General features: G+C 70.3%; 16 protein-coding genes. 5 read left to right on the forward strand and 11 right to left on the reverse strand.

Going from position 1 to position 18688, the window contains the following annotated elements; translation table 11 throughout:
• Positions 1-3: 3 nt before the first annotated feature.
• From ACIBQZ_RS28325 to hybE, 11 genes are all read right to left on the reverse strand, one after another.
• Positions 4-3696 carry a sugar transferase gene (locus ACIBQZ_RS28325; RefSeq protein ID WP_396091839.1) on the reverse strand — a complete coding sequence of 1231 codons (3693 nt, stop codon included), beginning with the start codon at positions 3694-3696 and terminating at the stop codon, positions 4-6.
• A gap of 523 nt (positions 3697-4219) precedes the next feature.
• The gene (locus tag ACIBQZ_RS28330) at positions 4220-5329 is read right to left on the reverse strand and encodes a right-handed parallel beta-helix repeat-containing protein (protein WP_396091840.1); all 1110 of its coding nucleotides are present in this window, start codon (positions 5327-5329) and stop codon (positions 4220-4222) included.
• Between the two features lie 26 nt (positions 5330-5355).
• Positions 5356-6966: a CHAP domain-containing protein gene (locus ACIBQZ_RS28335; protein WP_396091841.1), complete on the reverse strand. Its 1611-nt coding sequence runs from the start codon at positions 6964-6966 to the stop codon at positions 5356-5358.
• Positions 6967-6974: 8 nt separating this feature from the next.
• Complete coding sequence (locus ACIBQZ_RS28340; RefSeq protein WP_396091842.1) at positions 6975-7463, reverse strand: hypothetical protein; 489 nt, start codon at positions 7461-7463, stop codon at positions 6975-6977.
• 17 nt (positions 7464-7480) lie between these two features.
• Complete coding sequence (locus ACIBQZ_RS28345; protein ID WP_396091843.1) at positions 7481-7846, reverse strand: hypothetical protein; 366 nt, start codon at positions 7844-7846, stop codon at positions 7481-7483.
• Positions 7847-8009: 163 nt separating this feature from the next.
• Positions 8010-8138, reverse strand: a complete 129-nt coding sequence (locus ACIBQZ_RS28350) for a hypothetical protein (protein ID WP_396091844.1) — start codon at positions 8136-8138, stop codon at positions 8010-8012.
• A gap of 592 nt (positions 8139-8730) precedes the next feature.
• Positions 8731-9795: a hydrogenase expression/formation protein HypE gene (gene hypE / locus ACIBQZ_RS28355; RefSeq protein WP_396091845.1), complete on the reverse strand. Its 1065-nt coding sequence runs from the start codon at positions 9793-9795 to the stop codon at positions 8731-8733.
• The gene (hypD, locus tag ACIBQZ_RS28360) at positions 9792-10913 is read right to left on the reverse strand and encodes a hydrogenase formation protein HypD (protein ID WP_396091846.1); all 1122 of its coding nucleotides are present in this window, start codon (positions 10911-10913) and stop codon (positions 9792-9794) included. Before hypD ends, hypE begins: the two co-directional genes overlap by 4 nt.
• Positions 10910-11200, reverse strand: a complete 291-nt coding sequence (locus tag ACIBQZ_RS28365; protein WP_396091847.1) for a HypC/HybG/HupF family hydrogenase formation chaperone — start codon at positions 11198-11200, stop codon at positions 10910-10912. The genes hypD and ACIBQZ_RS28365 overlap by 4 nt, the downstream gene beginning before the upstream one ends.
• Entirely contained in the window at positions 11200-13569 is a 2370-nt protein-coding gene (gene hypF, locus ACIBQZ_RS28370; protein ID WP_396091848.1) for a carbamoyltransferase HypF, read from the reverse strand. Before hypF ends, ACIBQZ_RS28365 begins: the two co-directional genes overlap by 1 nt.
• On the reverse strand, positions 13563-14030 hold the full coding sequence (gene hybE / locus ACIBQZ_RS28375; protein ID WP_396091849.1) for a [NiFe]-hydrogenase assembly chaperone HybE: 468 nt from the start codon (positions 14028-14030) through the stop codon (positions 13563-13565). Before hybE ends, hypF begins: the two co-directional genes overlap by 7 nt.
• Positions 14031-14195: 165 nt before the next feature.
• Between hybE and ACIBQZ_RS28380 the strand changes: the two genes are divergently transcribed.
• From ACIBQZ_RS28380 to ACIBQZ_RS28400, 5 genes are read left to right on the forward strand one after another with little or no spacing between them, the layout of a single operon-like run.
• Positions 14196-15380, forward strand: coding sequence for a hydrogenase small subunit (locus tag ACIBQZ_RS28380; protein ID WP_396091850.1), 1185 nt, complete (start codon positions 14196-14198; stop codon positions 15378-15380).
• A gap of 2 nt (positions 15381-15382) precedes the next feature.
• On the forward strand, positions 15383-17098 hold the full coding sequence (locus ACIBQZ_RS28385) for a nickel-dependent hydrogenase large subunit (protein WP_396091851.1): 1716 nt from the start codon (positions 15383-15385) through the stop codon (positions 17096-17098).
• On the forward strand, positions 17095-17823 hold the full coding sequence (cybH, locus tag ACIBQZ_RS28390; RefSeq protein ID WP_396091852.1) for a Ni/Fe-hydrogenase, b-type cytochrome subunit: 729 nt from the start codon (positions 17095-17097) through the stop codon (positions 17821-17823). The genes ACIBQZ_RS28385 and cybH overlap by 4 nt, the downstream gene beginning before the upstream one ends.
• On the forward strand, positions 17820-18314 hold the full coding sequence (locus tag ACIBQZ_RS28395) for a HyaD/HybD family hydrogenase maturation endopeptidase (protein WP_396091853.1): 495 nt from the start codon (positions 17820-17822) through the stop codon (positions 18312-18314). The genes cybH and ACIBQZ_RS28395 overlap by 4 nt, the downstream gene beginning before the upstream one ends.
• Positions 18307-18627 carry a hydrogenase/urease maturation nickel metallochaperone HypA gene (locus tag ACIBQZ_RS28400; protein WP_396091854.1) on the forward strand — a complete coding sequence of 107 codons (321 nt, stop codon included), beginning with the start codon at positions 18307-18309 and terminating at the stop codon, positions 18625-18627. Before ACIBQZ_RS28395 ends, ACIBQZ_RS28400 begins: the two co-directional genes overlap by 8 nt.
• Positions 18628-18688: the final 61 nt, after the last annotated feature.

Consider the following 18688-nt stretch of genomic DNA (forward strand, 5'->3'; position numbering starts at 1 on the left):
GGGTCAGTACGCCCCGGTCGCGCGGAACATCGCCGTCGGCGTCCTCAACAGGATCGACAGGTCCATCGCCAGGGTGCCTGAATCGACATAGGCCAGATCCAAGTTGATCGACTGCTCCCACGACAGGTCCGATCGCCCCATGACCTGCCAGAGCCCGGTCATACCCGGCTTGACCAGCAGCCGCCGCCGCATCGTGTCGGAGTAGTGGACGACCTCCCTCGGCAACGGGGGGCGCGGCCCGACCAGCGACATGTCACCGCGGATCACGTTGAACAATTGCGGCAACTCGTCGAGCGAGTAGCGGCGCAGGAACTGCCCGAACGGTGTGACCCGGGGGTCCGCACGCAACTTGAACAGCACCCCATCGTAGTCGTTCAGGTGTCGCAGGGCCGCCAGCCGCGCTTCGGCATCCCCGTACATCGTCCGGAACTTGTAGATCGTGAACGGGCGACCATCCAACCCGACACGCGATTGACGGAACAACGCGCGCCCCGGCGAACCGAGCCGAACAATCGACGCGATGACCAGCATCAGCGGCGCCGACAGCACAAGCAAGGCGACGCCGGCGAGGTAGTCGAACGCGGGCTTCGCCTTACGCCAGAGCGTTCTCGGAACGGCTTCGGCTTGCTGAAGGAGGCGGTCGTTCTCCGAGAAGAACTCCTCCTCCGGCTGGCGCACGTACAGGATGGACTCCGCGGGCATCAGCTCGCCGGCCAGCCTGGCTTCGAGCAGCACGAGATCGACATAGGTTCCGATGAAGGCGTGGGCCAGGGCGGCGAGCACGACGGTCGGCTCGCGACTCGGGTTGGGGGTTCGGAAGGTTGGTCTCGGCACCCACCCGGGTGCCGGGAACTGGGAGCCACCGCCGTGATCGCCGAACAGCGCCATACACGAAACGGCAGCCCGCAAGGCCGACTGTCGCGCACCGCGCCGCATCAGGACAAACTCCGCGCTCCCGCGCTGCGCGTATCTCGACCTGTCGAGCACATCCGGAAGTACCGCACAGATGCGCTGCGAACTATCGCGTAGGTCCGATTGTGCGCCGTGGTCGTACACAAATTGGCGCTGGGTTTCGGAGTATTGACGGACGAGAGCGTCGGACAGGTTCGCATGGACCAGCAGTTGACCCCCGTCCCATCCCGCCGTGTTCTCCCAGCAGTCGACTGCCAGACCACGAAGACGGCCGAGCATCTTCGCGCTTTGCGGGTCCTGCCAGAGCTCCGCAGCGGCGACGTCGGCGTTCAGCACCTGCTCCAGCGCCTGCCGGGCCATCGGCGGGGCTCCGCCCGTCCGGTACGGTTCGCGGCGCCGGCCCGCGCCACCGTCACGCAACAGCTGGGCGAACCCGACGTCCCGACCGCTGTGAGGCGGAAGGGTGGTCCAGTATGCGAGCAAGTTCCCGTTCTCACGGATTGTGGCCGAGTCAATCTCGTCGGTGTGCGGCGGTCGGTACATGAGCAACGAGGCGGTCTCGACCCGCATCCAGTCACAGAATGCGACGGCGTCGTCGAAGCGGATTCCTGTCGCGCACTCGTCCTCGGAGCCGCGCGGAAAGACCCCCTCATGCCAATGGTCGGGAATGCGAGAACGGACCTGCATCGTCGAGTCCAGGAAGTACTGGTATTCGATCCAGGTGATGCCGGTGCGGGCGATGTACCGGGAAGCCGGCAGTGCCTGGTCCTGAAAGGCTCTCAGCAGCAGGCGCACGCGTGCGGCCAGGTGCCGGCTGTCCACGTTCGTCCGAGCGTCGGGCGGGTTCAGGTAGCGGTCGAGGCGGTCACGAGTGGGCCGGCTGACCTCGTGCGCCTCCTCGACGCATTGCAGGCCGAGAGCCAGGAGCGCCGGATCGTCCCGCCGGTCGAGGCAGGCTTCCACGATGGGCGTGGCGTCGGCGATCGCCGCGTAGAGCCGCATCGTCTCGCGCCACCACGAGGTGTCCAGCCCAGCCAGGAGGACATCGACACCGCCGTGCTCGCGCAGGTGATCCGCAGCGAGGTATTCCTGGAAGGTCAGGTGCGCGAAAGCGTAGACGCCGCGTTCCTTCTCGATCAGCAGGCCGGACGAGTCCTCGGCGCTCTTGAGAAAGTCGGCGGTGCTCAGATCCGTCGAGATCCGGGCAAGCGCCTCCGCAATCCACTCTCCGGCGTCGTGTTCCCGGACCTCGGTGACCTTGTGGACCATCATCTCGAAGGCGAGCGCTCTCAGTACGGCCTGTCGCTGCCGGCCGGGCATTTCCACTACGACACCGCGCGCCTGGTGACGCTTGCCCAGGAAGACGTCACAGATCTCCTGATAGAGCTCGGCTCTGCCGCCCGGCAGGGCTCCCCGATGTCGATGCACGTTGACGACCATTGTCAACAGCAACGGGTTCACCGTCAGCTCGGACAACGCGGGCGTCTCGGCAAGCCGAGCGATGAGCTCCGCGGCACCGGTCTTCGCCGCGAATCGAGCAGACTCGTTGTCCCCGCCGTACGAGCGGATCGACACCGCCCGGTACCACTGCCGGACGAAGGCTGCGATCTGCGGCTCGGTGAACCGTTGCACCTCGACGACCATCGCACCGGCCACCGGGTTGTACCGATAGCCGAACGGGCGGCTGGTCACCACGAACGAATTCCCCGGGTGACTGCCCACCTGGCGCTCCAGCCAGTCGGACACCGATCGGCGGACGGACGACTCCGGCACCTCGTCGAGCCCGTCCAGGAGGACGAGGAAGTTGCCGCGCCGGAGATTGTGCTCGACCCAACCCGGAGGCTCAGGACGCTCGACGAAGGACAGGCTCGACCGAATGAGATCCGCCATCGTGAACGTGTGGTCGAAGAGCTTGCTGCTGTGCTCCCGCAGACTCACCAGAATCGGAAGCTTGCGCGGGGCGCCGACCGATCGAGCGGTCCGGCCGCCGCGGGCCATCGTGTACGCGACGTGCCGCAGAAGCGTCGTCTTCCCGCTCCCCGGCGGGCCGATGACTGACAGCACCGCCTGCTCATGTCGCGCACGCCGCAGCCAGATCCAGATCGATGCCACCTGCTCGCCGCCGGCGTCCTCGCCTCGGCGATCCGACGCACCGACGGGATCCGCGGAGACCTCGTGCACCAGTCTCGGCACCAGGGCCAGACGGACAAGGACGTCACGCATCTCCAGCGAGTACTCCGCATGGCTGAGGCCCTTGAGGTCCAGGTAACGGGTCGCCGCGCGGACGTAACGAACGTACGCGTTCGAGAACCGTGACATCCGGCGCCGCAGCCAGGCGTCCGTGGCGTCGGCGAGCCGGGCAGCCCAACGATGGCTCAGGTCACGCCACACCGTCGCGACGAAACCGAACGTCACCAGGGTGATCTCGTAAAGCACCACGGCGAGGGCGGTGACCCATGGCCGGTCCAGCAATTGTGGCAACTCGATGACGGCAAGCACCGGAATGCCGACGGAGATGGCGACGACAAGGACGGCAAGGCCGAACCTGACACGGCGCGCCGGAGACACCTCGGCGGCTTCCCCCGCCGATGTCGACATGGCCTGGTCACGACTGCGACCGAGCTCGATAACAGCCGACGTCACGACAAGCGCGGCGGCAAGGCTCCACACCGCCGGCGGCCACCAACTGGCCTCGATCTCCACTGTGTTGGTCGCAAGGTTGCCGACCAGCGCGAAAGCGGCACCGACCACAACCGGCGTCGCGGGAGAAGGCCTCCAGCGCAATCCACTTCCTCCCGTTGCCGGTCACTACGGCGACCGCGCACACCGTATCGTCACCCTCGCATCAGTGACCATCGGCGCGAGCGCCATCCGAGGTGCCCCGTTCGGCTGATACTTGTCACGAGACGGCGTAGTCAGGCGGCGCAGGCCGTAGGCTTGGTCCACGTCGTACCATCCGGTGCCGGCCACGCGCAGCCGGCCCGACGCCAATGCGGCCTGGAGCTGGACATGTACCCAGCTTCGCCAGCCTGCAGAAACTGCGCATGCCGATGGCGACTGGACCGGGTCGCGTGGCTCCGGCTCGGTGAGGTGGGTGAATGCCTGCTCGAACTGGTCCACCACGGCGGTGCCGCGGTGTTGCAGGGCCGCGATGGCCTCAACCTTGATGTCGCCGTCACCCCGGAGGGCCGGAATGAGACCGGCGCACAGCGACGGCGATCATCGCGGCGATGCCCAGAGCACTCAGGAAAACACGCAGGGGGCGCGCGTGTAGCCCCGCACGGCGTACGCCGCTTCCCGGTGGCCGCTACCCCGTGACAGTCATGCGGTCGGCGGGGCAGTCCCCGTCGGTGGTCGCGAACATGTCATAGCAGAAATCGGGGCGGAAGGCCGGCAGGCCGCCCTGGTACGGCCCGCGGAAAGTGTTGGCGACAAGGCTGTTGCCGTACGAGGGGGACTCCTTGGGTGTGCAGGAGCCGGCGGGAACGCAGTACCAGTCACCCAGGTAGCCGTAGTTTCCGGTGCTGGTGAACGTGTTCCGCTCAACGCCGTTGGAGTCGCTGCCGTTGCGGACCCTGATGGCGTCACCCGAGATCGAGCTGAAGTTGTTGTGGTGGATCTGATTGTTGTCCGAGTCGTGTGACAGATACACGCCGTGGATCGCCCAGGGCTCGTGCTGGCCGCCCTCGGCGTTGCGCAGGTCGACGAAGTGGTTGTTGGCGATGTCGTTCTGGCGGGAGTTGCGCAGGCTGATGCCCGCGTAGCCGAAGGGAGCGGCCGGGGCGCTGTAGTTGCCGATGTCGGTGAACATGTTGCCGTAGAAGCTGTTCCCGTCGGCGGTTCGCGGCCCTGGGCGGACGACGTCGGTGTTGAGGACCTGTCCCTCGATGCTGATCCCGCCCTGGGCGTACCCCTGGAACTGCAGGTAGGTGAAGCGGAGGTTGGTGCGCCCGGTGGAGCTGACCCGCGCGGGCCGGAAGTTGACGCCGTAGCCGGGCCGGTGCCGGCCGTCGAAGGTCGGCCGCCCACCGTGCGCGGCCACGTCGGCCCAGGCCCAGCCGGCCTGGTACTCGGCCGGCAGGAAGGTGGTCGGCTGCTGGTCGTCGAAGTAGGTCCAGTAACTGCCGGCCTCGTCGGCTGGAGAGACGTACGTGCCGGGCACGATCCGGACCTCGACCGGGCGGCCTTTGCCGGTGCAGGGTGTGCCCGGGCAGAGGATCTGCTGCACCCGCCGGAGCGTGACCACGCCGTCAGCGGCGCTGGTGCCACCGTTGCGGTCACTGCCGGCGCTGTTCATCCAGACCCGCAGCGGGGTGACCGCCGCGGCCGAAGCGGCTCCTGCCCTGACTCCGGCCGCGGCGGTCATGGTCACGGTGACCATGAGGAAGGCAGCGATCACCCGTAGAAGCCTGTGCATGACTGCCTCCTCATCCTTCATGGTGGTTACGGGTGCAGGTTTCCGATGAGCGAACCCCAGTCGCTCCAGCCCCCGGGGCTGGAGGACGTGTCACCGTCCACCGCGGGCGCCCAATACCGGTACTTGAGTTGCTTGCTGCCGTTGGGGCCGTCGCCGACACCGAAGACGAAGCGGTTGCCGCCCCGCAAGCCGGTGAACAGCGTTGAGGTCACGGCGCCGTCGAGCTTGCGCCAGTCCGTCCAGGTGGAGCCGTTGAGATACCGGTACTCCACCGTGTTGTCGCCCTTGCGGGCGAAGAGGTGCAGCTGGCCGCCCGAGGCGACCGCTTCAGGATCGGCGATCGTGTCACCACCGATGGAGAGGTTCTCCACCCACGAGCCGCCCACGGTCAGCGAGTACCGGATGGTCGCTCCCGCGCTGTTGCGGGCGAAGACCCACAACGTCTTGTTCTGCACCGCGACCGTCGGTCGTCCCACCACCGAGCCGGCCAGGCTGTGCCAAGAGGACCAGCCGTTGGCCGAGGTCCAGTTGCGGTACCGGACGTTACCCGCCGTGGACCGGTCGAAGACGTACATGGCGCCGTTGAACACCGTCACCGTCGGATCGGACGCGGCCGACTCGCCCAGCGTCTTCCAGATGCCGTCGGCGTTCCAGCCTGCCGTCGTGTGGTAACGGTATTTCACCGAGCCGTCGGCCAGCCGGACGTAGACGTACAGCGTCCCGTTCATCTCGATCAGCGCGGGCTTACCGGCCACCGCGCCCGGCAGGCTCCGCCACTCGGTCCAGCCCTCGTCCTCGCGGATCCGGTATTTCACCAGGCCGTCAGCACCCCGGGTGGTGACCCACAACGAGTCGAGGTGCTCCACGGCGGTGGGCTGGGTGGTCACACTCCCGCCGATGTCGTTGTTCTGGTCCCAGCCTGTCCCCGGCACGAAGTAGTTCAGCCGCAGTTCGTCGGAGACACCCCGAGCGAACACGTAGAACAGGCCATTGTACTCCAGCGCCGACGCGCCGACCCGGTTCACCACAGCCGGAGTCGGCGTGCCCACGTTGGACGGTTCGACATAGCCGGAGATGCGCAAACCGTCGGCTCCGGCGGTCTGGGTGACCGGATCGATCGTGCGCTTGGCCACCCGCACACCGAGGTTGCCGTCGATGGTGGTGATCGTGCCGTCGGAGTTCACCGACGCGACCACGCTCACGTGGCCACCGGTCGCGTCGGAAGGCGAGCCATAGACGGCGAGGTCGCCGGGGAGCGGGTTACCGCGCCCGCCGGAGGGACGCGCCTTCCACAGGCCGTTCTCCTGGGCCCACTGTCCCACGTCGCGCGCGACCCAGGTGGAGGGCACCTTCCGCACGCCGGCGGTCCGCCACACCCACTCCACGAACATGGCACACCACGGCAGGGACGTGCACGGTCCGTACTTCTCACAGCTGCCGTCGGTCTCCGAGTTGCCGATCTCGCCTTCGGCGACGTCGACGATGGACGCCCGCGTCACGGTTGCGGCGTTCGCGGAGGTGCCGACCGCGACGTCATAGCCGAGGGCCCCGGTGAGGGCGGTGCCGGCCAGCAGCGCCAGCAACCACACGGCGATCAGCAGCCGGGTCACGACCGGCCGTCGGACAGGAAGTTCCATGTCTCTCCTCAACTGAAGGCGCAGACGAACTTGCCGGCGCCCGCCCACTGGCCCCAGGTGCCAGTGCTCCCGAGCTTCATCCGGACGATCGGAAAGTAGATGTGTCCCAACGTGCATTTGTGCGCGAACCCGATCTCGATGGTGTCGTCCGGCCACGGCCACGTTCCGACGCCGCCGTACGGGTCGAGCTGGGATTTGCCCTCGTGGATGTAGTAGCTTCGCTGCGCCAGGATGTTGTCCTTGCCGTCGATCTGCAGGTTCACCTGGGTGTAGACGGTCTCGGCCGCGCCGTGGTTGTTTTCCATGTAGGCCCGCGAACTCCAGCCGCTGAACCCGAGCTCGGAGCCCTGCCAGTCGCAGTACGTGTAGTAGATGCTGACCCCCGGGATGTACTTCCGCACGGAGCATCCGGTGTCGGCGCGGGCCGCCCCCGGCACCAGGGCCACCGAGGCCACCACGGCCGCACCCACCGCCAGTAGTCGCTTGAGAATCTTCATTTCCCGGCCTCCTCAGGTCACACCGAATAGGGATACAGATAGGCGTTGCAGTTGTTGTTGCCGCCCCAGACCCGCATGTGGATGGTAGGAAGCAGAAAGGTGTCGTAGATGTCGATACGGGTCACCTGGTCGGGGTTCGTCAGCGGCCCGGTGCCGCCGAGGACGTTGCCGTGGCTGTCCAGGACGGTCAGCTGCAACTGCCGGATCGGTCCGGGCGAGTTCATCACGGCGTAGCGGACGTACGAGGAATTGCCGGGCTGGTCGTAGGCCGCGGAGAACTTGACCTGCCAGTTCGCGGACAGCTTGCAACTGGCGCCGGTCGTGGCGGCCTGCGCGGGGATTGCGGTGGCCGCGGTGAGCCCGGCCGTGAGCACGCTGCTCATTGCCACGGCGCTCACTGCACGCGTGAGATTCGGCACGGGATCGGCTCCTTCGTGTCGCGTACTGGTGACCTGTGACGCTACGAAGAGGCGATTACTGGACGATTACCCGACGGGTGCCGGTCCCGGTACGGCTGTGCGATGCTGGCGATCAAGCGCCCGCCGATCAGACCCGGCCCGGCTCCGTTGGGTTGGCTGATTGCAGGATCGAGGCATCGCGCAACGCAACAGAGCCCTCGGTCTGCACGAACTCGAACTGCCGGCCCGGATCGGCCACCACGGCCAGGAAGAGCAACCCGCGTTCCTAGCCGTCGTCCTCCGCGCCTGGCGGCAGGTACGGGCCGTAGGGCACGCACCGTGAAGAAGTCCTGAGCCGGGACGGGGCCGCGCCGACGCCGGCACGGCCCTGGCTCCCGGCGCCAGCCGCTCCGCAAAGGGGGTACCCGATGGGCATCGAAGATCACCCAGGATGCCGCCATGCCCGCCGCTGCCGCACCGCCACGCCCCGAATTCGACGTGACTGCCGCGTACCCCGAGTTCGGCCGGGTGCGGAACGCGCTGGCCGCCCGGGACTGGGCCGGCGTGCCCAGCGCCTGCCGGGCGTACGCCCTGGACGACGGCTGGTCGGTCGCGAAGATCGGGCCGAGCGGGCCACAGCTCTCCAGTGGCACCGGCTCGACCGGCAGTCCCCGTCGGCGACCGATGACCGCGGCGATGTCTCACCGGATCCCCCTCGTCGGCCACGGCGTGCCACGCGGTCCCGGCCTGCGCCTGCTCCAGCGCGAGTCGGAAGAGGACCACGGCGTCACGCGCGTGCACGGCCGGCCACCGCTGGGCCTCGTCGAACAACCCTCAGCCGTACGAGCGCGTTGCGGCGCCCGGCGCGGTCAGCAGATCCGCGGGAGTTGTTCCCCGACGAGCATGTCGATGATGCGCTTGCCGCCCATGAGCGTGTTCATCAGTACCCGGCCGGGATGCTCGCCGACGACCGCACCGAGGCGCACGGCGCCGACCCCTTCGGGCTGGGATCGCATCGTGGCCAGCAGGGCCTCGGCCGCGTCCGGTGCGGTGATGGCCACGAGGCAGCCTTCGTTGGCGACGTGCAGCGGATCCAGCCCGAGCAGTTCGCACGCGGCGGCGGCGGTGGGCGGTACGGGTATCGCCTGCTCGTCGATCTCGATGCCGACCCGCGACGCGGCGGCGATCTCGTTCAGCGCCGAGGCCACTCCCCCGCGGGTGGGGTCGCGCATGACGTGGAGGTCGGTACCCGCCTCGGCCAGCATCGCCGCGACGAGCCGGTGCAGGGCACGGGTGTCGGAGGCGATCTCGGTCTCGAACCCGAGCGACTCGCGGGTGCTCAGCACGGTGGTGCCGTGCGCGCCGATCGGCCCGGACAGCAGCACGACGTCTCCGGGGCGGGCGAACGCGGCCGAGATGCGGGCCGTTGGTAGGCGGCGACCGATCCCGGTGGTGGTCACGAAGATCCCGTCGGCGGCGCCCCGTCCGACGACCTTGGTGTCCCCGGTGACAACCTGCACACCGGCGGCGGCTGCGGCGGCGCCGACCGAGGCCGTGACGCGGCGCAGATCGGCGATCGGGAAGCCCTCCTCGATGACATAGGCGACGGCCAGCGCCACCGGCATGGCGCCCATCATGGCGAGGTCGTTGACGGTGCCGTGCACGGCCAGGGCGCCGATGTCACCGCCGGGGAAGAACAGGGGACTGACCACGAACGAATCGGTGCTGACGACGAGGTCGACGCCGTCGATGTCGAGGACGGCGGCGTCCTCGGGCACGCCGGCGCCGGCGCCGGCGTGCCCGAGGGCGGGGATCAGAATGTCGCGGAGCAGTTCCGCGGAGAGCTGGCCGCCGCTGCCGTGGCCGAGCAGCACCTTCTCGGTCTCCGCAGCCGGGACAGGGCAGACACCGAGCGTCGGGTCGACGGTCGTCACGATGACCTCACAGGGGTCGCAGGGAAAGGAGGCGACTGCCGTCCGGCGGTGTGGAAGGCGGCGCAGGTCCCCTCGGTGGAGACCATCGGGGCGCCGAGCGGGTTGCGCGGCGTGCACAGCGTCCCGTACGCGGTGCAGTCGGTGGGCAGGCGCGTTCCCTTGAGGATGTCACCGGCGATGCATGCGGGATGCTCCCGTGCGGTCAGGTCCGCCACGGCGAAGCGGCGCTCGGCGTCGTAGCGGGAGAACTCGTCGGTGAGGGTGAGGCCGCTGGCGGGAATGACGCCGATCCCGCGCCACGCGCGGTCGCCGATGCGGAAGACGCGCCGGATGGCGTCCTGCGCGTCGGTGTTGCCGGAGCGCAGGACCGTACGGGCGTACTGGTTCTCGACCTCGGCGCGGCCGGCCTCGAGCTGGCGGACGGCCATGAGGATGCCCTCGAGCAGGTCAAGGGGCTCGAAGCCGGTCACGACGATCGGGACGTGGTAGCGAGCGGCGATCGGCTCGTATTCGGTCCAGCCCATGACGGCGCAGACGTGCCCGGCGGCGAGGAACGCCTGGACCTGGCAGTCCGGCGCGTCGAGGATCGCGGTCATCGCCGGCGGCACGAGCACGTGGCTGACCAGCATGCTGAAGTTGGGCAGGCCGAGTTGGTGGGCGCGCAGCACCGCCATGGCGTTGGCCGGCGCGGTGGTCTCGAAACCGACCGCGAAGAAGACGACCTCCCGGTCGGGTCGTTCGGCGGCGATGCGGACCGCGTCGAGCGGCGAGTAGACCACGCGGACGTCGGCGCCGCGGGCGCGCAGCGCCAGCAGGTCGGTCGTCGACCCGGGTACGCGCAGCATGTCGCCGTACGAGGTGAAGATGACGTTGTCGCGCTGCGTGATCGCGAGGGCCTTGTCGATGAGCTCCAGCGGGGTCACGCAGACGGGGCAGCCGGGTCCGTGGATCATCCGTATCCCGGCCGGCAGGAGTTCGTCGATGCCCTGCCGGACGAGGGTGTGTGTCTGGCCGCCACACACCTCCATCAGCGCCCACGGCTGCGAGGCGACCGCCCGGATCTGGTCCAGCAGGCGGCGGGCCAGCGCGGGGTCCCGGTACTCGTCGAGGTATTTCATGCCGGTGTCCGGTTCGGTGGTGCCGGCCGGTTGGCGTCCTCGGGGGACAGCTCCTGCTGCAGAGCGTCGCCCATCGCACGCAGAACCTCCAGTGTCCGCTGAGCTTCGGCCTCGTCCACGAGGCTGATGGCGAAGCCGACGTGGACGATCACGTAGTCGCCCACCCGCGCCTGCGGTACGTAGGCGAGGCAGACCTCGCGGGAGACGCCGCCGAAGTCGGCCGTGCCCATGAGCATGCCGGCGACGTCGGTCGTCCGGGTGATTCGTCCCGGAATCCCAAGGCACATCAGGCTTCCCCTCTCTGCAGCCGGGCGGCCGCGACCGCTGCCTGGCCGTAGCTGATGCCGCCGTCGTTGGCCGGCACCCGCTCGTTGATCAACGGGTGGAGGCCGGCTCCGGACAGGCCGGCCAGCAGGCCGCCGGCGAGGAGCTGGTTCTGCATCACCCCGCCGGACAGGCAAACCGTGCGCGTCCCGTGCCGCTCGGCGATGTCGGTGCAGATGGTCACGGTGACCGCCGTGATCGTGCTGTGGAACCGGGCGGCGAGCGTCGCGACGCCGGCGCGTTCGTGCAGCCCGTGCAGCAGCGCGCGCAGCGTGGGCCACGGGTCGTAGACCAGGATGTCGTCGCGGCTGATCAGTCGCCAGGGCAGCTCGGCGTGACCGGGTCGCGCGCCGCCTGCGGCGGCTTCGAGGGCGACCGCGGCCTCGCCCTCGTAGGTGGCGTCGTCGCCCAGGCCGAGCAGCGCGGCGGCGGCGTCGAACAGCCGCCCGGCGCTGGACGCGACCGGACAGTTGACCCCACGCGCCACCATGCGCGAGACGACGGCGACCTCCCGGTCCGGGAGCCGCCGCAGGAACGGGGCGGCCAGCCGCATCCGGGCAGCGCGGGAGTCGTCCGTGAGCGGTTCGTGGTCGAGCGTCTCCGCGCCGAACAGGTAGCCCAGCGCCATGCGGGCCGGGCGGCGCACGGCGGCGGCACCGCCGGGCAGCGGCGCCCGGCCGAAGCGGGCCACCCGCCGGTACGAGGCGAGGTCGGCGACGAACACCTCGCCGCCCCACAGCGTCCCGTCGTCGCCCAGGCCCAGCCCGTCGTAGGCGACACCGATGAACGGCCCGTCGACGGCATGCTCCGCGGCGCAGGAGGCCACGTGGGCGTGATGGTGCTGAACCCCGATCCGCCGGTTCATCGACAGGCCGGCGGCGTACTGGGTCGACAGGTAGCCGGGGTGCAGATCGTGGGCGACGGCGCTCGGCTCGATGCCCACGACGCCGGACAGATGCGCGAGGTTCGCCGTGAACGCGGCCATCGTGGGCTCTTGCTCGAGGTCGCCGGTGTGCGGCCCGACGATCGCCGTGCCGCCGTGCGCGAGGGTGAAGGTGTGCTTGAGCTGGGCGCCGACGGCGAGCAGCGGCTCGGGCGCCGGGATCGGCAGGCCGATGGGTGCCGGGGCGTAGCCGCGCGCCCGCCGCACGACCGACGGGCGTCCGGCGACGACGCGGGTGACCGAGTCGTCGTAGCGGGAACGGATGCTCCGGTCGTGGCTGAGGAACCCGTCGGCCAGCGCCGCCAGGCGCTCCCGCGCGTCGGCGTCGGCGATCGTAATCGGCTCCTCCGCGAGGTTTCCGCTGGTGACGACGAGTGGCCGGGCGAGGTCGGCGAGCAGCAGGTGGTGCAGCGGCGTGCCGGGCAGGAACAGCCCCAGGCGCGGGGCGCCCCCGGCCACCGCGCCGGTCACTTCGTGGCCGGGTGCCGGTTCGAGCAGGACGACCGGCCGCGCGACCGAGGTGAGCAGCGCCGCCTCGACGTGGTCGACGCGGCAGATCCGGCCCACCGTGGCCAGGTCGGGCACCATGACCGCGAACGGCTTCGACGGACGGCGCTTGCGGGCGCGCAACCGGTCGACGGCACCCGCGTCGGCGGCGTCGCAGACTAGCTGATAGCCGCCGAGCCCCTTGACTGCGACGATGCCGCCGGCCAGGAGCAGCTCCTCGGCGGCGCGCAAGGCGTCCTCGCCGGGTACGCCCGGCGCGTCCCGCCCGGACGGCGCCCAGGCCAGCCGGGGCCCGCAGGCGGGACACGCGACTGGTTCGGCGTGAAAGCGGCGGTTGGCCGGGTCGGCGTACTCGCGCGCACAGTCGCGGCACATGCCGAACATCCACATTGTCGTGCGTTCCCGGTCGTACGGGAGCGTGTCGATGATCGTGGCGCGCGGGCCGCAGTCGGTGCAGTTGAGGAAGGGGTACCGGTACCGGCGGTCGGCCGGGTCGAACAACTCGGACCGGCACGGGTCGCACGTCGCGAGGTCGGGCGGTATCTCCCGGATCGCCGGCCCGGCCGTGACCGCGCGTCCCCGTGACCACTCGACGTGGAAACCGCAGCCGCGCCGCGGCGCGGGGCCAGACACCGCCCCGACCCGCACGTCGACGACCCGGGCGTGCGGCGGGGCTTCGGTGCGGAGCCGTGTGGCCAGCGCGGCGACCGCCTCCGGGGAACCGGCCGCCTCGATCACGACGAGGCCGTCGTCGTTGCGGACCCATCCGTCCAGGTCGAGGCTGCGGGCCAGGCGGTAGACGAAGGGTCGGAACCCGACGCCCTGCACCGTCCCGTGCACTTCGAGGCGACCCACGGTGCGCGCCGCTGCGGCGCTCAGCATCGTGCCGGCCCTTCGTCCGGGGTGCCCGCCGGGGACGGCGGGCCGGATCGGCCGCCCAGAGCCGGCGCCGCGAGCGCGGTCCGGATCGCCTGGTGCAGGGGCGGGACCCAGGACCGGGCGAGGGTCCGCGCCTGCGCCATGCTGCGCAGGGCCGCGGTATCGACCGGCAGATTGACCGATCGGAACGTGGCCAGACCGGTCAGTTCGACCCGGAAGACTGGGCGACGGCGTCCAGCGATCTCCAACGCCTCGGGAAAGGCGTCGTCCGGGGTAAAGATCAACCCGTTCACCGTCCACGGTGTCACGAGCACGAGCACGAGGGTCGGGGCGTCGTGCACGACGTCGACGTCGACGACGTCCACCGAGAGGCGGGCGTTGGCCACCGGATCGCCGAGAAACACCGCACGATGGACGCGTTCGAACGCCGCGCGCACCTGCGCCACGAGCACGTCGGTCCTCATGCCGCGCAAGTCTCGTCCGGCGCCGGCAGGCTGACCAGGGCCCTTTGGCACATACCCCCGGACGTATCGCCCCTGGGGCGTGGCGCGAAGACGTGCTTACTGTGATGGGCGTCCTCGGGTGCCGCGGCGGTTCCCGGGTCGTCGCCCTCAGGAGGCGGTGTGGTCATGACAGGCCACCACAGGCAAGAGACGTACGCCGTGCCCGAGGTCCTCTCCGGGCCCGGCGGCCGGGCAGTCGCCCCGTCACTCGCGGCCCGGCTGGCCCTGGCCGGGGTCGACCGGCGGACCTTTCTGAGGTTCTGCGCCGGGGTGACCGCCACGCTGGCGCTGCCGCCCATGTTCGCTCCGCGGGTGGCATACGCGTTGGCGAAGGTGGACCGTCCGGTGGTGCTGTGGCTGGAGTTCCAGGACTGCGCGGGCGACACCGAGGCGTTCCTGCGCTCCCGCAACCCGTCGGCCGGCGACCTCATCCTCGACCTGATCTCCCTGGACTACCACGAAACGATCATGGCCGCGGCCGGGGCCGGGGCGGAGAAGGCCCGCGACGACGCGGCCGCCAAGGGCAAGCACCTCGTGATCGTCGAGGGTTCGGTGCCCACCGGCATCGCCGGGTCCTGCACGATCGGCGGCCGCTCGGCCGAGGACATCCTACGCCGCTGCACCCGCGGCGCTGCCGGGATCATCAACGTCGGCACCTGTTCGGCGTTCGGCGGCATCCCGGCGGCCGGACCCAACCCGACCGGCGCCGTCCGGGTGCAGGACGTCGTCGACGACATCCCGGTGATCAATCTGTCCGGCTGCCCGGTCAACCCCGACAACCTCACCGCCACCATCGTGCACTACCTCACCTTCGGACACCTTCCCGCCACCGACGGCCTCGGCCGGCCGCTGTTCGCCTACGGCGAGCGCATCCACGACACCTGTCCTCGGCGCGGGCACTTCGACGCCGGGCAGTTCGCCCTGGCGTGGGGCGACGAGGGCCACCGCAAGGGCTGGTGCCTGTACCGGATGGGCTGCAAGGGACCGAGCACCTTCCACAACTGCCCCAGCATCCGCTACAACGACGGCACCTCCTGGCCGATCGCGGCCGGGCACGGCTGTGTGGGCTGCTCCGAGCCGGACTTCTGGGACACGATGTCGCCGTTCTACGACCGCCTGCCGCACGTGCGGACCGCCGGCGCCGACCTCACCGCCGACAAGATCGGCCTGGGCGTCCTCGCCGCCACCGCCACCGGTTTCGCGCTGCACGGCGCCGGAAAGCTGATCCAGCACCGGGTCGGCAATGCCCGCGACGCCCGCGCCCGGGAAGCCGGCGACACCGCCACCACCGACGAACGGAACGAGGGTTAGCAATGGCCCGTCTGGTGATCGACCCGGTGACCCGCATCGAAGGACATCTGCGGGTCGAGGTGCAGGTGGACGGTGGCGCCGTCACCGAGGCGTACTCGTCCGCCACGATGTGGCGCGGCATCGAGACCATCCTGCGCGGGCGGGACCCCCGTGACGCCTGGCTGTTCGCCCAGCGGATCTGCGGCGTCTGCACCACCGTGCACGCCCTCGCCTCCGTACGGGCGGTCGAGGACGCCATCGGCGCGACACCGCCGCTGAACGCCCGGCTCCTGCGAGACCTCATCGCGGCGTCGCAGTTCGTCCACGACCACGTCGTGCACTTCTACCATCTGCAGGCACTGGACTGGGTCGACCCGACCGCCGCGGTGAAAGCGAATCCCGCCCGTACGGCGTCCCTGGCCCAGTCCATCTCGGGCTACCCACGCGCCACCGCCGGTCTGTTCACCACCGTGCAGAACAGGTTGAAGGCGTTCCTCGCCGGCGGGAACATCGGCCCGTTCACCAACGGCTACTGGGGACACCCCGCCTACCGGCTCACCCCCGAACTGAACCTGCTCGCGTTCAGCCACTACCTGGACGCCCTGGACTTCCAGCGCGACTACGCCCGCATCCACGCCCTTCTCGGCGGGAAGAACCCGCACCCCCAGACCTACGTCGTCGGCGGCATGGCCTCGCCCATCGACCTGAACAGCCAGGACGCGATCAACAACAACACCCTGCAGGAACTCACCCAACTGCTGCGCCGCGGACTCGACTTCGTCGAGCAGGTCTACCTGCCCGACCTGTACGCGATCGGCCACGCCTACGCCGACTGGACCGGTCACGGCAAGGGCCTCGGCGCGTACCTGGTGTTCGGCGACTACACCCCGTCGCCGGCACGCAAGGGCCGTCCCCCGGAGGGCGGCCTGTTTCCCGGCGGCGTGATCCGCGGCGGCGGCCTGACCGTCGAGCCGTTCGACCCGGCCCGGATAGCCGAGTCGGTCGCCCACTCGTGGTTGAGGTACGACAGCGGCGACGCGGCGCTCCCGCCGTGGAAGGGCGAGACCACCCCGGACTACACCGGGCCGCAGCCCCCCTTCGAGCAGCTCGACGTGGACGGCAAGTACTCCTGGCTCAAGGCACCTCGCTACGACGGGATCGCCGTCGAGGTCGGCCCGCTCGCCCGGATGCTCGTCGGGTACGCCACCGACGACGCCCGGATCCGGCCGCTCGTCCAGGGCGCGCTCGACCGGCTCCGCGTCCCGCCCGCCGCCCTGATGTCCACCCTCGGCCGGGTCGTCGCCCGCGGGCTGGAGACCAAGCTGATGGCGGACTACACCCTGGAACTGGTCGACCGGCTCCGGGCCAACATCGCCGGAGGCGACCTCGCCATCGCCGACACCGAGAAGTGGGACCCTTCGACCTGGCCGCCGGGGCAGGCTCTCGGCGTGGGCTTCCACGAGGCGCCCCGCGGATCGCTGTCGCACTGGGTCAGCATCGACAACCGGCGGATCAGCAACTACCAGGCCGTCGTGCCGACGACCTGGAACGCCAGTCCCCGCGACGCCGACGGCCATCCCGGCGCGTACGAAGCCGCCCTCGTCGGCACGCCGGTCGCCGACCCGCAGCGTCCGCTGGAGATCCTGCGGACCCTGCACTCCTTCGATCCCTGCATGGCCTGCGCCGCGCACCTCTACGACGCCGACGGCCGCGACATCGTGCAGGTGCGGGTCCAATGAGCGCCCCGAGAACCACCGGACCCTCCCCCGCCCCGCCGGCCCCGGCCCGGCCCGCAGACCCGGTGCCGGCCGAGGAGACCCTCGTCCGCGTGCGAGTCTGGGACCTCCCGGTGCGGCTCGTCCACTGGCTGATCGTCCTGGCCCTGGTCGTGCTCAGCGTCACCGGCTTCCTCATCGGCAACCCCCTGCTCGACCCGGGCCACACCGCGCCCTGGGTCGCCTGGATCAAGACGGCCCACAAGGTCACGGCGTACCTGTTCATCGCCTTGGTCCTGGCCCGGCTGGCGTGGCTGTTCCTGTCGCCCAACCGCTGGTCGCGGTGGAGCGAGTGGATTCCCGCCGGCCGCGCCCGGCTCCGCCAGATCGTCCCCTCGCTGCGCTTCTACCTCTTCCTCGACCGGGAGGCGCCGCCGGTCGCCGGGCACAACCCGCTCGCCGGCCTGACCTACACCGTGCTCTACGCCATGCTGCTCGTGGAGATCCTCACCGGGCTCGCCCTGTGGGGCGTCGAGGGCACCGCCTGGGCGGCCTGGCTCACCGGATGGCTCACCGGCCTGTTCTCGCTGCCGACCATCCGCTTCCTCCACCATCTGATCATGTGGCTCGTCTGGGGATTCATGATCCACCACGTGTACAGCGCGCTGCTCGTCGACCGGGTGGAGAGATCCGGCCTGGTCTCCTCGATCTTCTCCGGGTACAAGTTCCTGCCCAGGGACCGGCGATGACCGCCGCCGGCCGGGCGCCCGTCCTGGTCCTGGGCGTCGGCAACGAACTCCTCGGCGACGACGGCGTCGGCGTGGTCGCCGCCCGCCGCCTGGCCGATCCGCCCCTACCCGGCGTGGAGGTCGTCGACGGCGGCACCCTCGGGCTCATGCTCATGCCCTACCTCGCCGGGCGGCGCGCGGTGCTCATCCTCGACGCGGTGTCGCAGGCCGGCCGGGCACCCGGCGACCTGGTCGTCCTGCACGACCACGACGTGCGCCGCGGGCACGGCGTACGAGCCACCGCGCACGACATCGGCCTCGTCGACGCCCTGTCCGCCGCCGAACTGGCCGGCTGCGCCCCACACCGGATCACGCTGGTCGGCATCGTGCCCGTATCCGTCGCCGATCGCTGGGGTCTCAGCCCTCTCCTGACCGCCCGCCTGGACGCCATGGTGACCACCGCGCGGAGCATCCTGACCGACTGGGGCGTGGAGGTGCCCACCCATGCATGAGACCGGTCTGCTCCGGACCGCGGTCGCCGCGCTCGTCGAGGCCAGCGCCGGACGACCCGTCCGGACCGTCGTCCTCGCCATCGGTCCCGGCGTCGACCCCGACACCGCTGCCGCCGCATGGCAGACCGCCGCCACCGGCACCTGCCTCGCCGGCAGCCGCGTCGACTGGCAACGCGCCACGGACCGCCTCCGCTGCTTCACCTGCGGCGACGAGTACAGCGGCGAGCCCCTCGACCCGTGCCGGGCCTGCGGCGGCAACGGCATCGTCGTCGCACCGGCCGACGAGCTGGCCGTCATCGACTGGACAACCTAGAACCGACCCGTGCGCCGTCACGGCCACCGGCGACCGAGGCGTTCGGACGTCCGTTGCGGAC

It is taken from the genome of Actinoplanes sp. NPDC049599, from assembly GCF_044465625.1.
GTDB lineage: Bacteria > Actinomycetota > Actinomycetes > Mycobacteriales > Micromonosporaceae > Actinoplanes.